20 protein-coding genes and 1 pseudogene are annotated in these 21184 nt (G+C 51.7%); 3 read left to right on the top strand and 18 right to left on the bottom strand.

Features of this window, described 5'->3' with window-relative positions; all coding sequences use genetic code 11:
- Window positions 1-55 precede the first annotated feature (55 nt).
- From O146_RS0105890 to pyrR, 3 genes are all read right to left on the bottom strand, one after another.
- Window positions 56-1447 (bottom strand): dihydroorotase, encoded by a 1392-nt coding sequence (locus O146_RS0105890; protein WP_051619285.1) that lies wholly within the window; start codon window positions 1445-1447, stop codon window positions 56-58.
- Window positions 1448-1527: 80 nt separating this feature from the next.
- Window positions 1528-2463 carry an aspartate carbamoyltransferase catalytic subunit gene (locus O146_RS0105885; RefSeq protein WP_021352527.1) on the bottom strand — a complete coding sequence of 312 codons (936 nt, stop codon included), beginning with the start codon at window positions 2461-2463 and terminating at the stop codon, window positions 1528-1530.
- The gene (gene pyrR, locus O146_RS11270; protein WP_023019421.1) at window positions 2463-3098 is read right to left on the bottom strand and encodes a bifunctional pyr operon transcriptional regulator/uracil phosphoribosyltransferase PyrR; all 636 of its coding nucleotides are present in this window, start codon (window positions 3096-3098) and stop codon (window positions 2463-2465) included. The genes O146_RS0105885 and pyrR overlap by 1 nt, the downstream gene beginning before the upstream one ends.
- 641 nt (window positions 3099-3739) lie before the next feature.
- On the opposite strand from pyrR, the pseudogene O146_RS13220 reads away from it, so the two are divergent.
- From O146_RS13220 to O146_RS0105865, 3 genes and pseudogenes are all read left to right on the top strand, one after another.
- Window positions 3740-4591: pseudogene (locus O146_RS13220) on the top strand (TIGR01777 family oxidoreductase); the annotation flags it as partial.
- Window positions 4592-4763: 172 nt separating this feature from the next.
- The gene (locus tag O146_RS0105870; RefSeq protein WP_027017932.1) at window positions 4764-5282 is read left to right on the top strand and encodes a YbjN domain-containing protein; all 519 of its coding nucleotides are present in this window, start codon (window positions 4764-4766) and stop codon (window positions 5280-5282) included.
- A gap of 16 nt (window positions 5283-5298) precedes the next feature.
- Complete coding sequence (locus tag O146_RS0105865; protein WP_027017931.1) at window positions 5299-5751, top strand: YbjN domain-containing protein; 453 nt, start codon at window positions 5299-5301, stop codon at window positions 5749-5751.
- Between the two features lie 2 nt (window positions 5752-5753).
- Here the strand turns inward: O146_RS0105865 and O146_RS0105860 are convergent, their stop codons facing one another.
- The 15 genes from O146_RS0105860 to O146_RS0105790 all read right to left on the bottom strand — a co-directional run bounded on the left by O146_RS0105860 (window position 5754) and on the right by O146_RS0105790 (window position 21178).
- Entirely contained in the window at window positions 5754-6641 is an 888-nt protein-coding gene (locus O146_RS0105860; RefSeq protein ID WP_027017930.1) for a PPK2 family polyphosphate kinase, read from the bottom strand.
- Between the two features lie 6 nt (window positions 6642-6647).
- Window positions 6648-7196, bottom strand: a complete 549-nt coding sequence (nusB, locus tag O146_RS0105855) for a transcription antitermination factor NusB (protein WP_027017929.1) — start codon at window positions 7194-7196, stop codon at window positions 6648-6650.
- A 10-nt stretch (window positions 7197-7206) separates the two neighbouring features.
- Complete coding sequence (gene efp / locus O146_RS0105850) at window positions 7207-7770, bottom strand: elongation factor P (RefSeq protein ID WP_021352535.1); 564 nt, start codon at window positions 7768-7770, stop codon at window positions 7207-7209.
- 114 nt (window positions 7771-7884) lie between these two features.
- Window positions 7885-8976, bottom strand: coding sequence for an aminopeptidase P family protein (locus O146_RS0105845; protein ID WP_021352536.1), 1092 nt, complete (start codon window positions 8974-8976; stop codon window positions 7885-7887).
- Between the two features lie 109 nt (window positions 8977-9085).
- The gene (aroQ, locus tag O146_RS0105840; RefSeq protein ID WP_027017928.1) at window positions 9086-9541 is read right to left on the bottom strand and encodes a type II 3-dehydroquinate dehydratase; all 456 of its coding nucleotides are present in this window, start codon (window positions 9539-9541) and stop codon (window positions 9086-9088) included.
- Window positions 9542-9573: 32 nt separating this feature from the next.
- Entirely contained in the window at window positions 9574-10689 is a 1116-nt protein-coding gene (gene aroB / locus O146_RS0105835) for a 3-dehydroquinate synthase (protein WP_051619299.1), read from the bottom strand.
- Between the two features lie 35 nt (window positions 10690-10724).
- Window positions 10725-11258 (bottom strand): shikimate kinase, encoded by a 534-nt coding sequence (locus tag O146_RS0105830; protein ID WP_021352539.1) that lies wholly within the window; start codon window positions 11256-11258, stop codon window positions 10725-10727.
- Window positions 11255-12514 (bottom strand): chorismate synthase, encoded by a 1260-nt coding sequence (aroC, locus tag O146_RS0105825; RefSeq protein ID WP_051619298.1) that lies wholly within the window; start codon window positions 12512-12514, stop codon window positions 11255-11257. The genes O146_RS0105830 and aroC overlap by 4 nt, the downstream gene beginning before the upstream one ends.
- An 8-nt stretch (window positions 12515-12522) precedes the next feature.
- The gene (locus tag O146_RS0105820) at window positions 12523-12981 is read right to left on the bottom strand and encodes a prepilin peptidase (protein WP_035000609.1); all 459 of its coding nucleotides are present in this window, start codon (window positions 12979-12981) and stop codon (window positions 12523-12525) included.
- 50 nt (window positions 12982-13031) lie between these two features.
- Window positions 13032-13877 carry a shikimate dehydrogenase gene (locus O146_RS0105815; RefSeq protein ID WP_021352542.1) on the bottom strand — a complete coding sequence of 282 codons (846 nt, stop codon included), beginning with the start codon at window positions 13875-13877 and terminating at the stop codon, window positions 13032-13034.
- Window positions 13870-15066 carry an endolytic transglycosylase MltG gene (mltG, locus tag O146_RS0105810; RefSeq protein WP_023019411.1) on the bottom strand — a complete coding sequence of 399 codons (1197 nt, stop codon included), beginning with the start codon at window positions 15064-15066 and terminating at the stop codon, window positions 13870-13872. Before mltG ends, O146_RS0105815 begins: the two co-directional genes overlap by 8 nt.
- A 15-nt stretch (window positions 15067-15081) precedes the next feature.
- The gene (ruvX, locus tag O146_RS0105805) at window positions 15082-15612 is read right to left on the bottom strand and encodes a Holliday junction resolvase RuvX (protein WP_021352544.1); all 531 of its coding nucleotides are present in this window, start codon (window positions 15610-15612) and stop codon (window positions 15082-15084) included.
- Between the two features lie 134 nt (window positions 15613-15746).
- Window positions 15747-18419 carry an alanine--tRNA ligase gene (gene alaS / locus O146_RS0105800; protein ID WP_021352545.1) on the bottom strand — a complete coding sequence of 891 codons (2673 nt, stop codon included), beginning with the start codon at window positions 18417-18419 and terminating at the stop codon, window positions 15747-15749.
- 66 nt (window positions 18420-18485) lie between these two features.
- The gene (locus O146_RS0105795; RefSeq protein WP_023019409.1) at window positions 18486-19928 is read right to left on the bottom strand and encodes a replication-associated recombination protein A; all 1443 of its coding nucleotides are present in this window, start codon (window positions 19926-19928) and stop codon (window positions 18486-18488) included.
- The gene (locus O146_RS0105790) at window positions 19928-21178 is read right to left on the bottom strand and encodes a phosphotransferase (protein ID WP_023019408.1); all 1251 of its coding nucleotides are present in this window, start codon (window positions 21176-21178) and stop codon (window positions 19928-19930) included. Before O146_RS0105790 ends, O146_RS0105795 begins: the two co-directional genes overlap by 1 nt.
- Window positions 21179-21184: the final 6 nt, after the last annotated feature.

The following is a 21184-nucleotide window of genomic DNA, read 5'->3' as shown; positions in this document are numbered from 1 at the left end:
TTTCGCTTGCTGTGTTCGTGTTCTCGAGTACTCAATGCAATTATTCCCTGTGGGACTACTTTTTGTTCGCCGGTTGTGCAGACTTGGCAAGCTCAAAACTCAAGCCACCACGCAAGATAGTGTGGGTGACTTTCGCCCCAAATTCGAGACCCTCATATGGGTTATTCCTAGATTTAGAGGCAAATTCCTCGGCTTTCGACGTCCAGGGATGAGCCGGATCTACCACCGTAAGGTTGGCGGGTTCTCCCACTGCGATCGGTCGACCGTGATCCGGCAGATGAGTAATTTGCGCAGGGCGTTCGGACATGACCCGCGCGACAAATCTCCAGTCAGCCATTCCTGATTCAACAAAAATCTGCGCTATGACAGCCAGAGATGATTCTAATCCGAGCATTCCGGGTTTCGCGTGTTCAAATTCCACGCATTTGTCTTCGCTACCATGCGGTGCGTGATCGGTTGCCACACAGTCAATTACGCCATCAATCAAAGCTTGGCGCAAAGCCATCGTGTCTGATTCCTCGCGTAGCGGAGGATTCACACGAAAAATTCCATCATACGTGCGCAGCTTCTCATCATGGAGCAATAAATGATGTGGCGTGACTTCCGCGGTGATAGGGATATTATTCTGCTTCGACCAGCGGATAAGCTCAACGGTTCCGGCAGTAGAAGCGTGGCAAATATGCACGCGGTTTCCGTAATCCCGTGCTAATAGCGCATCCCGGACGACGATCGATTCTTCTGCGACCCTCGGCCAGCCCGATAATCCAAGCTGCGCGGCAGTCGCCCCCTCGTGAGCAACCGCTGTTTGGGTCATACGATGGTCTTCTGCGTGCTGCGCGATCAATACGTTCAAGCCTTTGGCATATTCCAGGGCACGGCGCATCAATTGTGGATCGTTGACGCATTTACCGTCGTCAGAGAACATTCGCACTTTCGCGGCGCTGCGTGCAAGCATGCCAAACTCTGTAAGGTTTTTTCCCTCCAGCCCCTGGGAAATCGACCCCACGGGATGCACATCGCAAACCCCATATTGCTGACCCTTGTACCAGACGGACTCTGCGATCACCGGCTGATCAGTAACTGGCTGTGTGTTAGCCATGGTGAAGACTGCAGTAAAACCGCCGCGTGCCGCCGCCTCGGATCCCGTGACGATAGTTTCTGTGTCTTCCCTGCCCGGTTCACGCAAATGCACATGCATGTCTACCAGCCCAGGTAATAAGATATTGCCACCCAAATCCCGCTGGTCATCTGCATTAAGCTTCGCAGCGGCTGGTGAATCGGTAGGCTCTATCGCCTGAATGAGACCGTCGGCAAGTAGCACATCGACTGGGCTGCCCTCTCCGTACGGGCGCACGTTGCGCAACAACAGCGATTGCGGTGCTGCTGGACGCAACTCCCCGGTGGCTGGATATTCTCCGTGAGTCGGGGCATGGTGTGCGTGAGACATGTTCGTCGCTTCCCCTGTGTTATGTGGTTTGTGTGCTGTCATTTTTTGTTCTTTATATATGTTGTCTAACCTGTCTCGCATTACGCCACCCCGGACCCGGCCAACAACGTGAATAACACCGCCATCCGCATATGCACACCGTTATTTACCTGCCCCAATACGACGGTATTGGGGTAATCGGCGACATCATAGTTGATTTCCATGCCACGCAACATGGGGCCTGGGTGCATGATTATAGCTTCATCGCGTAACAGCGCCGCACGATCTTTCGAGAGTCCGTAATAGGTAGCGTACTCACGGTGCGATGGGAAAAACCCACCGTTCATACGTTCTTTTTGTACGCGCAGCATCATGACAGCATCCGCTTCAACTAATTCGGCATCAAAATCATGGCTGGTGCGTACCGGCCAGTTTTCCACACCATGCGGCAACAAAGTCTGTGGAGCCACTAACACTACGTCCGCGCCCATTGTGGCTAGCAAATCAACGTTTGAACGCACAACTCTGGAATGCAAACAGTCTCCAACGATTACCACCCGGCGGCCGGCAATTTCGCCGAGATGTTGGCGCAGGGTCATCGCATCCAACAAAGCTTGGGTAGGATGCTGATGCGCTCCATCACCAGCGTTAATCACTGACGGGCCTGCCCCATCAGTATCCACCCAGTTAGCAAGTAGTTGGGCTGCTCCAGACGATGGGTGCCTGGTAATAATCGCATCTGCGCCAATTGCTGCCAATGTCAATCCTGTATCACGCAGCGATTCCCCTTTAGACACTGATGACGAGGATGCAGACAGATTAATCACATCGGCGCTCATCCACTTCCCCGCAGTTTCGAACGAAGAACGAGTACGCGTCGAGTTTTCATAAAACAAGGTATAAATCGTCCGACCACGCAAGGTGGGAAGTTTCTTCACATCTCGATCGAGCAAGGCTTCCGAAAACCGTTCAGCTTCGTCCAGCAAAGCCGTAATTTCATCCGCGCTCAAGTCCGAGATCGACAACAAATGTTTCACTACTGTTCTCCTTGGCTAGTCTGCTCGCCGACAGATGTCACTAGCGCCTGTGTGGCACGCGAACCGCGCGACAAAATCACTGCGTCTCGACCGTCAATATCTGCGTTTAAAACCGAAATACCCTCAGAACGGGCAGTTGGCAGATTTTTACCGACGAAATCTGCGCGGATCGGAAGTTCACGGTGGCCACGATCAACTAAAACAGCTAACTGAATCGCGCGCGGGCGACCGATATCCGACATCGCATCAAGCGCCGCGCGAATCGTGCGACCAGAAAACAATACGTCGTCGACAAGCACCACAATGGCATCATCGATGCCACCACGCGGAATAGAAGTTGGTTTCAGTGCACGATGTGGCTTCGAACGAAGATCGTCACGGTACAGGGTAATATCCAACGCACCAGTGGCAACAGATTGTCCGGAAAATTCGTCAATTTTTTCCGCTATACGTTCTGCTAAAGGTAGGCCGCCTGATGGGATGCCCAATAAAAGCACCGGCGCTGATTCCGGTGAACCAATAGCATTTTTCTCAATGATCTGGTGCGCGATGCGTGCGATCGTGCGCGAAATTGCAGCTGCACTCAACAACTCAGTTGTCTCTGCTACTCCCGCGGACGGTTCTTCCACTGTCATCGTGCCCTCCTTCCCCGCCTCTCTGTGCGGACTTTAAAGGATGCCGACTGCATTTCTGTTTGAGTCTATGATGGAGACACCGCTTCAGTCTAGCACTAAGGATTACGCGCGTGAGCTTCTCCTCCCAGCACCTCGTTCCGGCCCCACGCCCCCAAGTGTGGGACTGGCATACCCGACCTGGGGCAATCAGTCGTCTCACCCCGCCTTTTATGCCAATGACCCCCCATTCTGAGGCCCAAAATCTCGCCACCGGAACCACAGTTTTCCGCCTGCCTGCCGGCCTGAAATGGGTCTCGCGCCACGATCTGACTCGTTACCAACCAGAAATATCCTTTTCCGATATATGTTTAAATTCGCCGGTGCGGCAACTTGCGCAATGGCGTCACGACCACCATTTCGCTGACGGTACGCAGCCAAACACCACACTAATCACCGACACCGTTCATACCCGTGCACCAGCGAATTTGTTGCGCTCAGTATTTGCCTACCGGCAACAACAACTCATCTCGGATTTGTCTTTCTTAACATCCCTCCGGCTCGTTGACGGTTCTGCGACTACTAAGCCCACGAAATCACTTACTATTGCCATTACCGGTGCGCATGGTTCTGTAGGTCGTAATCTCAAGGCTCAACTAACTACAGCTGGGCATACAGTCATCGAGTTAGTTCGCGGTACTACCACAACCGGTCAGCGCCACTGGAATACCGATTATCCATCAGTACACTTGCTTGCAGGCGTTGACGTGCTCGTGCACTTGGCAGGAGAACCCATTTTTGGTCGTTTCAACGAAGCACATAAAAAAGAGATTCGTGATTCACGAGTAAACCCTACCTACAAGCTAGCGCGGTTAGTCGCTGAATCCGCGAGCGTCACCACAATGGTATGCGCTTCTGCAATAGGCATTTACGGGCCAGATCGTAGTGCAGAAAAACTCACGGAAAGTTCTGATCGCGGCGATGGTTTCCTCGCCGACGTCGTCACTGACTGGGAGCACGCATGCCATCCAGCTGCAGACGCTGGAAAACGTGTGGTCAATATTCGTACCGGAGTGGCGCTTTCCGGAAATTCTGGTCTGCTGCCGCTTCTCAAAACATTGTTTTCCACCGGTTTGGGAGGGAGTTTCGGCGATGGCAATTTCTGGTTTAGTTGGATCGCAATGGACGATCTAACCGATATCTATACCCGCGCGATCGTCGACCATCGAATTAGTGGTGCAGTTAATGCCACTGCCCCAGAGCCTGTGCTCAATAAGGACATGGCGAAGGCACTCGGAACTGAACTCAATCGCCCAACCCTGCTGCCTATCCCTACCTTTGGCCCAAAACTTTTACTCGGCAAAGAAGGTGCTCATGAATTAGCTCTAGCTGACCAACGAGTATCAAGTGCGAAAATACGTCAACTGGGCCATAATTTCCGTTTTTCGACCATCGAGGCAGCGCTAGCGCACGAACTAGGAGGTGAACAACTACAGGATAGCAGCGCTTATCTTTAATACAGCCGGAGTAGTGCAAAAATGCATTCGCCGAACCAAGCCGAGGGTCGAAAATACCGATTTCGCCAATGTCTTTGCGTTAACGCATGTGAGACTACAATGATTTTCGGGAGTATTTCCCGGTACGGTGGCAGTAGTTAGATCAAGTCGAACCCCAGAATGGAAACAACCCATGAGCCAACAGTCCGTATCGAATGAGCAAGAACGTTCCCCAGAAACCGTCGGTGACATCGCAGAAGTAACCTTTGAGCGGATCGGCGAAATCCTCGAAGCGGAAAACCTCATTTACCGTCATGAAGAACAAAACACCCCCGATGGCAGCACGTTGCAGGTGGTACGAACCGGGTTTAGCAACGCAGCAATCGCGATAAGCGTACGACAAAATACTCTCATCGTCGATTCCCTCTGGCGTGGACAGTTGAGCACCAGCCAAGCCGTGGATGTGCTTGCGGTCGTAAACTCTTGGAACCAAGCGCAATTTGCGCCGACGCTGCGTTTTTTCGAACAGGGCGAAGAATTACTCGCAATCTCGGCTGTACGTGAGGCAGATGTCAGCACCGGAATGACGCGTAACCAATTGGGCGCGTTCCTTCTCAGCACGCTGGATGCAGTACTTGAATCCTTCCAGTCACTCGAAAAACAATTCCCGGATTCAGTCACCTGGGAAAGCAATCACGCACACAACAAATAAAAATAGGAGTCCGAGGATGAATCAAGCAACGCAGCTTGCACCTGCCAGCATCGATCGCGTCATTGCAACAATGCGGGAATTCAACGTAGAGCTAACAAAAGTGCAAGACAAAGAAATAGCCACGGCCAATCTGAATGACACGTTATGCACATTTGCTGTGCTCGGTTCTGCCATGGTCGTCCGGTCAGAGGTAGCAACAGACACAAAATATGACAGTGCTGACGCGGGCCTGTTTCTAGCCGCTAACCAAATTAACTCCACCTCGATTGGGGCGCGAGCCGTAATCGCAGAGCACGAAGGAAAACTAATCGTGCGTACCGAACGCGACATCGTCGTAGCGGCGGGGATCTCTGATGAACAGCTTCAGGCGAATCTTAAAACGGCCGTGGACGGCGTAGTCCGTGCTCAAGATGCCATGGTCGCGGCCGCAGAAGAAATGCGCAAACTTAACGAGCATCGTGATCAGTAAAGCTACTGGCTTAGGCGCCGCTGCTGCACAGCGACGTCATAGCCAGGATCAGGCCAGTTAAGCCCCATCGCCCGCAACCGGCGAAGTAATAAAAACTTCACGGCTGTGCGGGCATAAAGTTTGTTATCACTCGGGACGATGTACCACGGTGCGTGATCGCTATCGGTACGATCAATCGCAATCTCATAAGCGCGCTGATAATCATCCCATTTAGCGCGGTTCTCAATGTCAGACGGATCGAATTTCCAGCGTTTATCCACCCTGCGCAAACGGCGAAGCAAATTTTTCTTCTGGAAACCAGGAGAGATGTGGAGCATGACTTTTATTATAGTAACGCCTTGCGCAGCCAATTCTGATTCAAAATCGACGATGGCCCCATAGCGTCGCTCGATTTCTTCCGGCGTTGCCATGCTCTCTACTCGTTGAATCAGTACGTCCTCATAGTGAGAACGATCGAAGACAACAATTTCCCCCGGCTGCGGGGTGTGCTTTCGTATCCGCCAGAGAAAGTCGTGGGAAAGTTCCTCTGCATTCGGTGCACCGAAACTGATCGGTTTTAAGCCCTGTGGATCGAAAACTGATAAAGCATTGCGAATCATCCCGCCTTTGCCTGATGTATCCATCCCCTGCAGGATAAGTAGTATTGCTCCAGCTCTATTCGTACCTCTCCCACCCGAGGCAGAATCGTCGGTGCTAGCGCTAATCCGTGCATGGGCGAAGAGCTGCTCCTGTAGAGTCCGCAATTCTTCATCAAACTTATGGAATCGGCGACGCAGTCGTTTTCCGCTAACCTTGCCTACATATCCCGGGGTGGACAGAGGATTAATTGCGGCGAGATCGACAGGAAGGTCTGCCCGCAGTTGCTCTACATCTTTGGGCTTGAATCGCATTTTGCCTTAATCGTTTCCCTCCGATGATTCATCACTGGCTTCTGCAGTCGCCCCATCCCCCATCGGGTTATCTGCCGATTGGGTCTGCGCAATGTCATCAAGGACTGCATGAATGTATGGGGCGGCCGAATCAGTGGAATACTCGCTGGCTAATTCAACGCCTTCCACCACCGCTACAGCAGCGGGGACCTCTTTATTGAAGAGAATCTCCCACGCGGAGACTCGCATGATTGCGCGATCCACCGCCGGCAAACGCCTCAGTTCCCATTCTTGAGACAAGAAGCGCGCGATCAATTCATCAATTTCATCAAGCTTCTCAGCGGCACCAGCAACAATTTCTTTGGTGTAATCCGCCACTGGTGGAACAGGAGGTTGTTCCCAACTAGCTAACTCCACCCGTTCCTTGACGATTGCCACGGGGTCAAGGTCTCTAGCTTCAGCTTCATAGAGAATATCTGCAGCACGGCGGCGGGCCCGATACCGTTTAGTGTGTAGACGTTGGTCTAGCCTGGTAAATCGAGCACCCGCACTAGGCTGATTCTTCTTTACTGACATACCCTGCGCGTTAATTGTTACTACGGGACAGGTAGTCGCCGGTACGGGTATCAATCTTCACCACGTTGCCGGTCTCAATAAACAATGGCACCTGAACTTCCGCACCTGTTTCGAGCGTTGCGGGCTTGGTTCCGCCATTGGAACGATCTCCCTGCAAACCTGGTTCGGTGTGCTCTACTTTGAGGTCGACGTTGATAGGAAGTTCAGCGAACAGTGGCTCGTTGTCGTGGAAAGAAACCTGAATCCGCATATTTTCCAACAAGAAGTCAACGGCACGACCAAATTTCTCGGCGTCTAACTCCACCTGGTCAAAGGTCTTATCATCCATAACAACGTAGTTAGTGCCGTCATTGTAAAGATACGTCATATCCCGACGGTCAACCGTCGCGAGTTCTGCCTTTGCACCGGCATTCCAGGTCTTATCGGTCACCTTGCCAGTCATGACATCTTTCAGCTTGGTACGCACAAAGGCAGGACCTTTGCCAGGCTTCACGTGCTGGAATTCGACAATTTGCTGCAGCTTGTTGTCAATTTTCAGGACGACGCCGTTTTTAAACGAAGTAGTATCAGCCACGAATCAACTCTCCAATGTGTCTAGTTAGCGGCAGTACGCTGTTTTCCGGCACTGCTTAGTTCAGATTAGCTTGCGCCAGTATAACCCTAACGCTTCTGCACAAACTCCGCTGGTTTACAGTTCACGTAATTGCTTTGTAGGCGTTGACAGATTCTTGGGCTTACCGTCGGTAATCACCAATGTGTCTTCAATGCGAACGCCAAGCTTACCTGGAATATAAATACCAGGTTCAATCGTCAGTGTCATTCCCGCCTCAAGGCTACCTTGACCAGTCTTCGCAGCCGCCGGAGCTTCATGTACATCCAAGCCGATTCCGTGGCCAGTAGAGTGGACAAAATACTCGTCATAGCCTGCTTCTCGGATAATTTCACGACACGCCTCATCGACGTCAGAAAGAGATGTGCCCGGAGTAGCTGCTCGAACCCCTGCTTCCTGTGCTTTGAGCACAAGGTCATAAATTTCCCGGGCAAAATCATCAACGGGACCGATAGCCACGGTGCGGGTCATATCCGAGTTAAACCCGCGCAAATGCGCACCATAGTCGATAGTGACTAGATCCCCTTTTTGCAGCTCTCGATCGTCCGCCCCATGGTGTGGTTTCGCACCGTTCGGGCCACTTGCAACAATAGTGTCAAAACTAGGTCGTTCGGCCCCCAACAGCCTCATACGATATTCCAAATCGGCCGCCACCTGCCGCTCGGTACGGCCCGCTGCAATTTCGCCAGCAGCAATCATGTCTTCCAGTGCTTGCGACGCTAATTCTGCTACCCCAGTCAAACGCTCAATTTCAACGTTATCTTTTACCAGGCGGATCTTCTCAATCATCCCGGAAATAGGTACTAAGGTGACTTCATCCGGGCACTGTTTTTCGAGCTGCTTAAACTGCTCAATGCTCACGAAATCGGATTCAACCCCGACGCGACGCGGTCCTTCCAGTTTCTGCAACAGCTCTTTCGTGATAGCGCTCGTGATCACCGCGTCGATATCCGGTACTTCCTCAGCGATCTGTGTTGCATAGCGACCATCAGTGCTAATAGCAGCTGATTGGTCTTTCGACAGCAGGACTGCTCCGTTAGATCCAGAAAATCCAGAAAGGTAGCGCACGTGTATTAAGTGAGTAACCAAAAAGTCATCGAGTCGTTCTTCCGCCATTGCAGTCGCCAACTTACGACGGCGGTTACTGAAACGAGTATCTGCCAGTGCCATTTTTCTCCTCATCGTAAACTAAATCTTATGATCGAATTAAAATCTGCGGTGATTCGCGATTGTTTGCTCTCTTGCTCATATTCTAGAAAAAGAATTACAAATCACGATGTTACGCCAAATTCTTCGCCCAATAATCTACTGCTGCGTAATAACCGGAAACGCCTAACCCGCAAATCACTCCTCGAGCGATAGGAGAAAGGTAGGAATGCGCACGAAACGGTTCGCGGGCATGGATATTGGAGATGTGTACCTCAATGAACCCCTTCTGTTCGGCAACTTCTGCTAGCGCATCACGCAATACTACCGACGTGTGTGTCAGTCCACCCGGATTAATGATCACAGGCCACTGCTTATCCGCAGCTTCATGCACGTATTCCACTAATTCGTGCTCTGCGTTCGACTGTCGACATACTACCTGCAGGCCTCGTGCATGACCTGCGCTAACCAGCTGTTTTTCCAGTTCCGGCAAGGTTACAGCGCCGTAAACATCTGGTTGCCGCTTCCCTAAACGATTCAGGTTTGGACCATTAAGCACCAAAATCGTCGGATGCTTATCACTGGACATTAATTCCTCCTTAACGTTGCACACCTACAGTATTAGCTACTGATCGCTGTGTACGCTGCGCGTAATTCCTCATCTGAGGCATCTGAAATGCGAGTGCACTCACCGATTCTTGTCAGGGCGACAAAGCGCAGATTTCCATCACGATTTTTCTTATCTCGACTCATACCGTCGCGCAGTACAGAAAAATGTCCAGCTTCATACGAAACCGGGAGACCGACAGACTGCAAGATGCTTCGATGACGTCGCAAAAGATCTTCGTCAATCAGTTTGCGGTTGTGCGCGAGATGCGCAACATACATCATGCCGACAGCCACAGCATCGCCGTGGCGCCACTGGAATTCTTCTCGCAATTCCACTGCGTGTGCGAAGGTGTGTCCATAGTTCAAAGTCTCACGTAATCCAGACTCACGAAGATCCATCCCGACGACGTTCGCCTTTACTGCAATCGAACGCGCAATTAATTCTGGAAGGTAACCATCTGGGTCTAGGCAGTTCTGTGGGTCTGCCTCGTAACGATCGATGATAATGCTGTCACTGATAAATCCAGTCTTAATAATTTCAGCTGATCCAGCAATGATTTCGCTTTGCGGAAGCGTCGTAAGCCGGTCCAGATCGACAAATACGCTATCGGGCTCATGGAACGCTCCCACCAGGTTTTTACCGTGACCAGTATTAATTCCTGTTTTTCCACCAACAGCTGCATCCACCATTGCCAAAAGCGTGGTAGGTACTTGAATGACTTTGATACCGCGCATCCAAGTGGCAGCAACAAACCCGACGAGGTCTGTGACCGCACCACCACCAAATCCAATGACCACGTCGCGGCGAGAAAAATTATGCTGTGCGAGCTTATCCCATAATTCGCCGACAACCTCTAGGCTCTTCGCGGCTTCTGCATCGGGTACTGGAAACAAATGCACTCGTAAGCCACGGTCTTCGATGGCAGATGCTAGCTGACGCGCCGGGGCTGCCATCGTCGGCTGGTGAATAATACCCACGGTTTGTGCGCCAGTCTGTTTACTCCGCTCTGCTATCGCATCAGTCAAGCCACGGTCGACAATAACTTGGTAGGGATTAGGGCCGTTAACCTCAATAACCTCCGTGGTACCGCGGGTAAATTGCCGATTATCCGGCGATGGTGAAAACATGTTGAAGTTCATCGTCGTGTACTGCCTTCCAGGCGCTATAAGGTTTCCAAGAATCCCAAAATATCGGCAACAACCTGCTGCGGGCTGCGTTGCTCTGTCCGCGCACGATAATCAGCGACTTCTCGGTACAACGGTCGCCGTTGCGCCATTAATTTTCGGTACCGTTCGTTGGCGTCAGCCCCAGCTAGTAACGGGCGCTGGTCTCTGTTGTGCGGTCGAGTAGTCCGCTCGATACCGGTTTCATCACTGACGTCTACAAAGACTACGGTTTGTTCTCCAAGCAACCCACGAGTGCCTTCGTGTATAACTGCGCCACCGCCGAGTGCAAGAACCCCGGGCTCATGTAATGCTTCAGCAATTATTTCGGCTTCCAGCTCACGGAATGCATCTTCTCCGCTATCAGCGAAAATCTCGGCGCAGGTTTTCCCAGCACGTTGTTCAATTACGGAATCAGAATCGACAAAAGTTTGGTTCAGTACCCGCGCCAAGCGACGCCCAATAGTGGTTTTTCCAGCTCCGGGAGGACCAACGAGTACGACAGAAGGGCGTGGTTGTTCTGCAGAAGTCATTGGTCCCCTTCTTCTACTGGTCCCGTACTTGCCCCTCCTGCCGACTGAGTTCCGAAAAACGAAAACCGCTTGTCGACGCTTTCTTGATAAGCCTGAAAATTGCGACGCGTTTCCGCAACGCTATCGCCACCAAATTTTTCGAGCACCGCCTGTGCAAGTACCAAGGCAACCATAGCTTCTGCGACAACTCCGGCAGCAGGCACCGCGCAGACATCCGAACGCTGGTGAATAGCAGTCGAAGACTTGCCGGTATTCATGTCGAAGGAGCGTAAAGCTCTGGGGACAGTAGAAATTGGTTTCATAGCAGCGCGTAACCGTAGCTGTTCACCATTGGTAGTCCCTCCTTCCAAACCACCTGCGCGATTCGTCGCGCGGGTTAAACCAGATGCTGCATGCATAAATTCGTCGTGTGCTGCTGAGCCTCGTGAACGAGCCTGAGTGAAACCATCACCAATTTCCACGCCTTTAATGGCTTGAATACTCATCAAGGCTGCCGCCAGCTGTGCATCCAGTCGAGTCTGACCCGAAACATGAGAACCTAAGCCGATAGGAAGACCATCGACAACGACTTCGACGATGCCGCCAAGCGTGTCACCAGCTTTCTTCGCCGCTTCTATTTCAGAGACCATCGATCCTTCTGCATCTTTGCCAAAAGCACGCACTGGAGAAGCATCGATGCGGTCAATATCATCCGGCGTTGGTGCAGGGCCATCATAGGGTTGCGATGGCCCAATGGAGATTACATGGGAAAGAACTTCCACGCCGAGAACTTGCCGTAAGAAATTACGCGCAACCGTCGCACAGGCTACTCGCGCAGCAGTCTCACGTGCAGACGAACGCTCAAGAATATTACGAGCATCGCTATGCTCATATTTCACCATGCCTGAGAAATCTGCATGCCCTGGACGAGGTCTCGTCAACTGCGCACCACGCCCCGAGCTCATTGCTTTAGCAATCTCGGGGTCATCTACATCAACCGGATTCGCAGCCATGATAGTTTCCCACTTCGGCCACTCTGTGTTACCAATCATGATCGCGATTGGACTGCCCAGTGTCTTACCATGCCGTATCCCTGCAAGCAGACTTAACTCGTCTGCTTCAAATTTCATGCGTGCCCCGCGCCCATAGCCCAGGCGACGGCGTGCGAGTTGGTGCGCAATATCATCTGAAGTGAGTTCAACGTGTGCAGGCATATTCTCTACGACAGCCACAAGTGCTTGGCCGTGTGATTCCCCAGCGGTTGTCCAACGAAGCATAGACACCATTATTCCACAAACACTATTGAAACCATCACAGTGGCCAATATCATAGATGGCCCATGTGCAACGTAGCTGCGCCGCAATAGTGTTGCAGTGCACAAACTCAGTATTGCTGCAGTCATCGATGCAAGTAAAACAGCAAAAACATTGCCGACAGCGGCTGCGGCAACCCCCAAGGGAACGGCGAGTTTGATGTCACCGCCACCAACTCCGCGATTACATCCGTCCCGCCCATTGCAGGAAAAACTTACAACAAGTTGTGCAATATACAAGGCCGGCCAGGTTACTGCAGACCAGAGGATCTGACCTGTGTTCTGCATAAAAAGAGCCCAAACCACCGACACCAATGCAGCAGGCACGGTAAGTAAATTTGGCAACCGGTGATAGCGCAAGTCGTAGTAGATCAGAGCGCTAGCCCACACGATTGCAAGAACAACTAATGCATGTAGTGATAATCCCCCCATGCTTATTCACGCTACCGCAAGTCCTTAAAGCAACCGGTTATAAGCCACAATTATGCGATGCGAGACGCCAGTACCCCTTCCAATGCTTCCCACATACTTGATTCGGGAGCGGACTTTCCGGTAAAGGCTGTGAACTGGCCAAAAGCCTGATAGGCCAACATAACGTGTCCGCCTACGCTGCGGTGCCCATTAGAAGCAGCTTGGGTGGTCAATGCTGTCGGCCACGGATCATAAATCACATCGAGAACCGGTGCATGAGCAACACGTCGTTCATGACCAAGCAAAGCTGCGGAAGGAACAGTCGATATCACAGCATCACTATCCGGAACTTTGTCTTCCCAACTAATTGTCCGCCAATTAAGTCCGACCGCTTCTGCTAGCGGAGCCCATTCATTACTACGATCCCTTCGGTTTACGACGGTGACAGTAGAAACACCGAGCGTACCCAACGCCCACAAGACAGGCCGGGAAGTTCCCCCAGATCCCAACACCACGACATGCTCCAATTGTTTACTGGTCTGTGGAAACAGCTCTTTTAATGCACCAAGCACTCCATCTCCATCAGTATTATCGGCAAACCAGCCGTTTTCGCGGCGAACCAGGGTGTTCGCCGCACCAATCATTTGGGCACGCCCACTGACGGAATCGGCGACTTGGAGTGCTTCAAATTTTCCCGGCATGGTGACTGAAAACCCCTGAAATGAGGGATCAGCATTAGCCACAAACGATGCTAACTGTCCCTTAGGAACATCGAAGGATAGATAGTGCCACTGGTCAAGCCCCAATGCAGCGTAACCAGCATTATGTAATACCGGTGAGAGCGAATGAGAGACCGGCGACCCCAGCACGGCTGCACGGTGCACGATTTCCGAGCTACTCGGAACGGAACTACTCATGGTGATCCAAGATTCCGGATTCGAGCGCCCGATCTACATCTTCTAAGTGTTTTTCGAAGGTGTCGTTGAATACTGTGGTGCCTTTGTTGTCAATCGTCACGAAAAACAGCCAATTCCCCTCGGCAGGATGTTCCATAGCATGTAATGCATCATCTGAAGGCGCAGCAATCGGGGTTGCCGGCAAGCCATCCATCGCATAAGTATTCCACGGAGTTTGGCGTGCTCGATCTTCATCCGAGGTTGCGAGTTCTACATCATCCAACCCGTAATTTACCGTCGAATCAAATTCTAGACGCATTGGTTCGTCTAAACGATTCAGAATCACACGCGCGACTTTGTCAAAGTCGCCCGCTGGTGCTTCCCTCTCTACCAATGAAGCCGCAATCAATAGCTCATATGGTTCCAAGCCCACTGCTCGCGCACGTTCGACAATTTTTGAATCGTTGTACCGCTTGGTTGTTCGCGTTACCAGATCCGTTAAGATTTCTTCTGCATCCATATTCGGGTCAATGACGTATTGACCTGGAGCAATTAATCCTTCAAGACGTTTTGGATCAGAGCCTTGCGCGCGGACAGGATCCAGCGCCCACTCAGGCGCGCCGAGATCCGCAGGGTCTTTATTAGCGGCTACAGATGCTAGTTCTTCAGCGCTAACACACTGATCCTCTTCATTATCTGCGCAGCTGACATCGGAAATCTGGCTATATATCCCAAGCCGAACATTACCACCTTTGACGTTGACATCCTGCAAAGTAGCGCCGCCGTGAACGTCAAGCAGGTCGACCTGCTTAGCTGGATCCAGCAACGCTGCGACTGCAGCTTGAGCACTCATCTCTTCTTCCAGGCGATAAAATCCAGGCTGTACATTTCCAGCGTCTGGATTACTAGCAGCAGCAGTCTGGAATACGGAATCAGATGCTACAATGCCACGTTCTTCTAGCTCCGGGCCTAATGACGAAATAGAATCGCCCTCTTTAATCTGCACCATGGCAACGACGCCATTGCCGTTCCCGTCGTAGTCATCCACAGATGCACCTCCACGAGCAAAAACGACATTGAACGCAATATAGGCGCTCACACCGATTATCAAGATAAATGACGCAATGAGGACAGCAAGACCCCGCTGCCGACGTTTGACATACTTCGGGTCCATGCTGCGCTTTACGCGCACTCGAGTTTGATTGCTCATCTCTATAATCTCTTCTTAGTTCGGCGAGTCGTTTTCACGCTGGCGGGCGAGTGCAAGGGAATCCAACCACGATTGCAAAATTTCCACAGCTGCGGCTTGATCGATCACCGCTCGCCCGGCTTTTTCAGATACACCCGATGCTCGCAATGCTTGGGATGCGGCCACGGTAGTTAATCGTTCATCAGCGAACACTACGGGGGTTTCGACACCAGCATTACGCAGACGACGTCGGATGCGAAAGGCAATTTCTTTCGCGTGTTTTACACTTTTTGAGCCATGACCTTGTAGATCCCTAGGCAGTCCGACGATAATTTCCACAGCCTCGTACTGTTCGATCAGGCTGAGTAAACGATCGATATCGCTTTGGTCGCGATCTTTGAACCCAGTTTTGCGCTGGACAGTTTCCACAGGAAATGCCATTGTCGCTTCACGGTTCGAAGCAGCAACACCAATACGAACGGTACCGACATCGAGACCGATTCGACGCCCAGCGATTGAAGCATAGTCGCTAGGAGAATCAACGCTTGGCGCGTCTGGCTCGGGCATACTCACGTATACGTTCTACCTTTCTGGTGCCGACAGGTCCGTTGTATTCGGCTTCGTAGGTATTCTATAACTAAACGGTAACAAAATGGCGATCGGCGCGGCTATTACGGCCTATAGCCTCTCGAAATATCACGTTAAACCTGAGAAATTTCCTCGCGTACAGCCGCAAAGCCTTGGTTTATACCAGCTGCGAGGTTCCCTGAGCCTTGCGCTAAGTCTGGTTTGCCTCCACCTTTTCCACCAACATAGCTTCCAAACAGAGATACCAATTTGCCAGCTGCGATTCCCTTGTCGACTGCAGCCGAGCTTACGGCAGCTACGAACGGCACTTTACCGTCATTATCTGCAGCCAGAACGACCACGGCTGGGCGATCTTTAATGCGATTACGGATATCCACGGCGATCGAACGCAACTGCCCCCCATTAACATCAGATGGCAATTGTGCGCAGACAACAGCAATTCCGTTCACATCTACTGCATCGTTTGCGTATTCCGTGGCCTGTGCTGCCATTTGTTGTTGCCGGAGAGCCGCTACCTGTTTTTCGGCATCTTTCAACTTGCGGGTTAGTGCTTCGATTCGTTCCGGGACTTCATTCGGTTTAGCTTTCAACGACTGCGCCACACCATGGGCCAATGCAGCTTCTTTCGAGAAATAACGGAAAGCATCCAATCCAGAGTAGGCCTCAATTCGGCGTGCGCCGGATCCCACGGATGATTCGCCAAGAACTGAAACCGGACCAATCTGCGAAGAATGGCTAACGTGTGTACCGCCACATAGCTCTGTCGAAAACGGGCCAGCAATCTCGACTACCCGAACTCGTTCGCCATAGTTCTCACCGAATAGCGCGAGTGCTCCCATTTCCTTAGCCTGATCAAGCGTAGTTTCCATGGTGTTAACCTGATAATCTGCGTCGACGACTTGGTTGGTGATCGTCGCAATCTGATCCATCTGCTCAGCGCTCAGCTGCTCGGTGTAGTTGAAGTCGAATCGCAAATACCCCGGCCGATTCATCGACCCCGCCTGCACTGCAGTTGGGCCAAGAACGTCTCGCAAAGCACCGTGGATAAGGTGAGTTGCTGTGTGCGCCTGCCGTGCGCCGTGACGCCATTGCTGGTCGTATTCTGCCGTCGCTGCCTGACCGATTTCAATAGAACCGCCTAGCAGCTGACCACGGTGCACCCACAGTTTTTTGGCAATCTTTTGCACATCGGTGACTTCGACGGTGGCGTCCCCCGCGGTAATCGTACCTCGATCTGCCAGTTGGCCTCCGGATTCCGCGTACATCGGGGTTACATCCAGAATAACTTCCACATTCTCGCCGCTGTGGGCAGTTGTGACCGATTGACCGTCGCGAACCAAACCGATGATCGTGGAATTCGTCGCTTGCTCTGAATAGCCCGCAAATTCAGTGGGTTGGTTATCCACCCATTCGCGGTAGACGGATTCGTCAGCATGGGTATTTTTCTTCGCCTTATTATCAGCTTTCGCCCGCGCTTTTTGCTCGGCCATGGCGTTGTGAAAACCGTCCATGTCCACGTCTAAGCCAGCCTCTGCCGCCATTTCCATCGTCAAGTCAATAGGAAAGCCGTAAGTATCGTGCAGCAAAAAGGCGTCTGAGCCAGTGAGTACCTTTTCGCCACGTTGATTAAGCTGTTGTGCGGTCTCATCAAAGCGGCTTGTTCCCGATTCCAGCGTTTTCAAAAAAGCTCGTTCTTCTGCTGAAGATACAGCCAGAATTCGTTCGCGGCTTTCTTGAATTTCTGGGTACGACGGTTCCATCGTATCCATCACGGTCGACATAAAAGTCTTGATGGTTTCAGCACGGGCACCAAGCAGACGAGCAGAACGAATAATCCGGCGTAGAAGGCGTCGCAAAATATAGCCACGGCCTTCATTCGACGGTGTTACGCCGTCGAGAATTAGCATCATCGCGGTGCGCGAGTGATCAGCAATAACCCGGAACCGTACGTCATCGCCTTGCTTAGCACCATAATCGGCACCAGTGAGCTTCTCCGCTGCAGAAATCACTGGGCGTAACAGATCAGTTTCGTACACATTATCTACGCCCTGAAGCAGACAAGCCAGTCGTTCGATGCCTAAGCCAGTATCGATGTTTTTCGCTGGCAACTCCCCCAGAATTTCGAAATCGCCCTTACCGGAGCCAGTCGATTCACCACGTTCATATTGCATGAATACGAGGTTCCAAATCTCCATATACCGGTGTTCATCGGCTGCGGGGCCGCCTTCAATACCGTACTCTGGTCCGCGGTCATAATAGATCTCGGAGCATGGTCCGCACGGACCTGGTACGCCCATGTGCCAATAGTTGTCTTCAACACCCATTCGCTGGATGCGTTCAGCTGGAATTCCGACAACATTTTGCCAGATTTCGGCGGCCTCATCATCGGTCTCATAGACAGTAACCCAAAGGCGATCCGGGGCAAGCCCTAAACCACCATCAGCCAGCGAGTTGGTCAGCAGAGACCAGGCATTGGTAATGGCGCCTTCTTTGAAATACTGACCAAACGAGAAGTTACCAGCCATTTGGAAGAAAGTATTGTGCCTCGTCGTAATACCTACTTCATCAATATCAAGAGTACGGACGCACTTCTGAATCGAGGTCGCAGTCCCATTCGGGTACGGAGGGTTCTGTTGCCCCAAGAAAAACGGCTTGAATGGAACCATACCCGCGTTCACGAATAGCAAATTCGGATCGTCTAAAACCAATGAAGCGCTCGGCACAACCTCATGTCCACGACGCGCGAAATGCTGAATAAATCGGTCTCTAATCTCATGAGTTTTCACTGCGAAGTCCTTTTCTCTTTGTCAAAATCGTTTTCAGAAGCGAGTCTACTAACTCGCTTCTCGTTCTTATTTCTTACCTCGTACCAACCTACGCAGTCTGCCCAGGTATTCCGAAATACGGCTCTCATTACCGTGGTCAGTAGGCTGGTAATAAACTGCGTCGCCTAACCCATCCGGGATATATTGTTGCTTGACAACACCGCGCGGATCATCATGCGGATAGACATAGTCTTGCGCGTTCCCGAGGCGTTTTGCCCCTTGATAGTGTCCATCACGCAAATGAGCTGGCACCATTCCAGTTTTCCCCGCGCGAACATCCCCCAGTGCTGCAGTAATCGCTTGATATACACTCGCTGACTTCGGTGCAGTTGCAAGGTGAATAACTGCCTGTGCGAGAGTTAATTTTCCTTCAGGCATCCCGATAAGTTGCACCGCTTGGGCTGCTGCAACTGCAACCTGCAGCGACTGCGGATCGGCCATACCAATATCTTCGCTTGCCAAAATCACTAACCTGCGTGCGATGAACCGGGGATCCTCCCCTGCCTCAATCATGCGTGCAAGGTAATGCAGCCCGGCGTCGACATCGGAACCACGGATTGATTTGATCAAGGCACTGGATACGTCATAATGCTGATCACCATCACGGTCATACCGGACCAAAGCCTTGTCGACGCTTTGTGCCACCATGTCTGCGGTAATTTCGGGAGTATCCTGTTCATCGTTCCGATAAACAGCAGTTTGAGTCGCATCTCCATCTACAGCTGATTCTTCAGCCAAAGCAGATTCTGCAGCGGCTTCTAGGTATGTCAAGGCGCGACGAGCGTCCCCTCCTGCCATGCGCACGATGTCCTTGACGGCCGCATCTGAAATCTCCACGCGACGCGCGAGTCCACGATTATCAGAAACTGCCCGACGGACGAGTTCAGCAACAGCAGAATTATCCAGTGGTTGCAGAGTCAGTAACAAAGAACGAGATAACAGAGGAGACACAACCGAAAACGAGGGATTCTCCGTTGTCGCAGCTACCAAAAGCACGGTTTGGTTTTCTACCGCAGCTAAAAGAGCATCCTGCTGTGTTTTCGAGAATCGGTGGACCTCGTCTAGAAATAGCACGGTCTTCTTGCCAAGCTGCGCATCACGACGTGCCACGGTAATGACTTCGCGGACTTGCTTAACCCCCGAATCTAATGCGGACAAACCCACAAAATTATGATTCATTTGCGCAGCTATAAGTGAAGCTATTGTAGTTTTTCCCGTTCCAGGTGGACCATAGAGTATGACTGAACTACGGCCGAAACCTTCCACTAACCTGCGCAGCGGTTTGCCTTCATCTAGGAGGTGCCCCTGCCCCAAAACCTCGTCCAATGCCCTTGGACGCATGCGAGCTGCCAACGGTGCATCGTCCCCAGTTTGGAAGAGCTGTGTTCCGCGAAGGTTTTGCACATCCTCGCTTGGATCGTTTGTATCGGATCCAAGACGGGCAGAACCAAACAATGAATCCTGACTCATTACTTCCAACCAGGCTTTTCGACGCGCTGAGCAATGCTGCGGGCGAACTCTGCAATCTGAATACTAAAAGCTGCACCTCCATACGTGCCATACCTCGACATAGCTTCGAAAGTTTCAAAGATATCGCGGCGCGCGAGTATTTCGTCTTCAGTGAAACTGTCGGCTGCACCAACCCGTAATAGTCTCGCCGCATGTTCGAGATCTGCAGTAATATCGTCGCCTTTTTCTAACATCCCGACGACCCCACTCAAGTTCCCGGCAGCCATCGTCGCGAGTGTCGACAAGCCCCAACCAACAAGCGCAGCTAACACTCTGCCGTGGAGATACTCTGGCTCAGCGAGTTTAGGAAATACACCTTTGATCTCGCGTTTCCAAGCTGAGATGAAGGTCTCAACTTCATCGTCAGTAATAGGATGGGTGAAAACGAACTGTGGAAAGCCCGCAATGACGCAAGCGATGTCAAAAGACACGTCCCGAAATCCAGCCCATTCATAATCCAAAAAATGAGTTCTGTCTGAGACAATAATATTGTCCGGTGACAAATCAAATGGCGTAAATGCTCGGGCCGATCCCCCTAGTACCCGCTTGCGCGCAATCTGCGCGGCGTCGCGAAAAGCTTGTGGTAAAACAAATCCAGAGTGCTCTAAGATCTGCTCACCTAATAGAATCGACTTTTCTAAGGCCGCATCCCGAACGCCTTGGTTTTCACTAAATTGCGGGTGGTGTTTAAGCATGCGCGAAGTCAGAATATCGAATTCCTTTTCGCGCTCTGCAGTACCAGCATGCATGCGCCCAAGCGAACTACCAAGGTTACGTAAAATATGACCCCGTGTGTCCTGCTTAGCGGTTTCTAACAGCTCAGCAAAGGTATCGCCGTCCCCGGAATCTGTCATCACCACTAACCGCTCATCCATATCATAAGCCAAGAGGACCGGGCCAGGACGGACATTCTCTGGAAGAGCCGTTGTGAATTGGTAGGCCACCACTTCGCGCATCAAAGCAGCGTCGTAAAGTACCTCGCCGGTCATTGGAACAAATTTCAATACCACCGTGCGGTGCTGCAAAAATGGTTGGCTGGCAACCTGTGCACGCAACACCGTGGATTCTCCAGATCCTGCAAGCACTTCAACATTTTCAAGGCGTTGGGAACCGCCAAATCGGTGCGATAGCAAATCTTGGGCGATACGTACTAATTGTTCCTTGCTAGGCACTCTACTTACTCCATAATGTGGTAATACCGCGCTGCTCATAGTTTT

Origin of the sequence: Corynebacterium pseudodiphtheriticum DSM 44287, assembly GCF_000688415.1 — a bacterium.
Classification (GTDB): domain Bacteria; phylum Actinomycetota; class Actinomycetes; order Mycobacteriales; family Mycobacteriaceae; genus Corynebacterium; species Corynebacterium pseudodiphtheriticum.
Note: the sequence above shows the minus strand (reverse complement) of the source record. Positions and strands in the feature narration are given on the sequence as shown.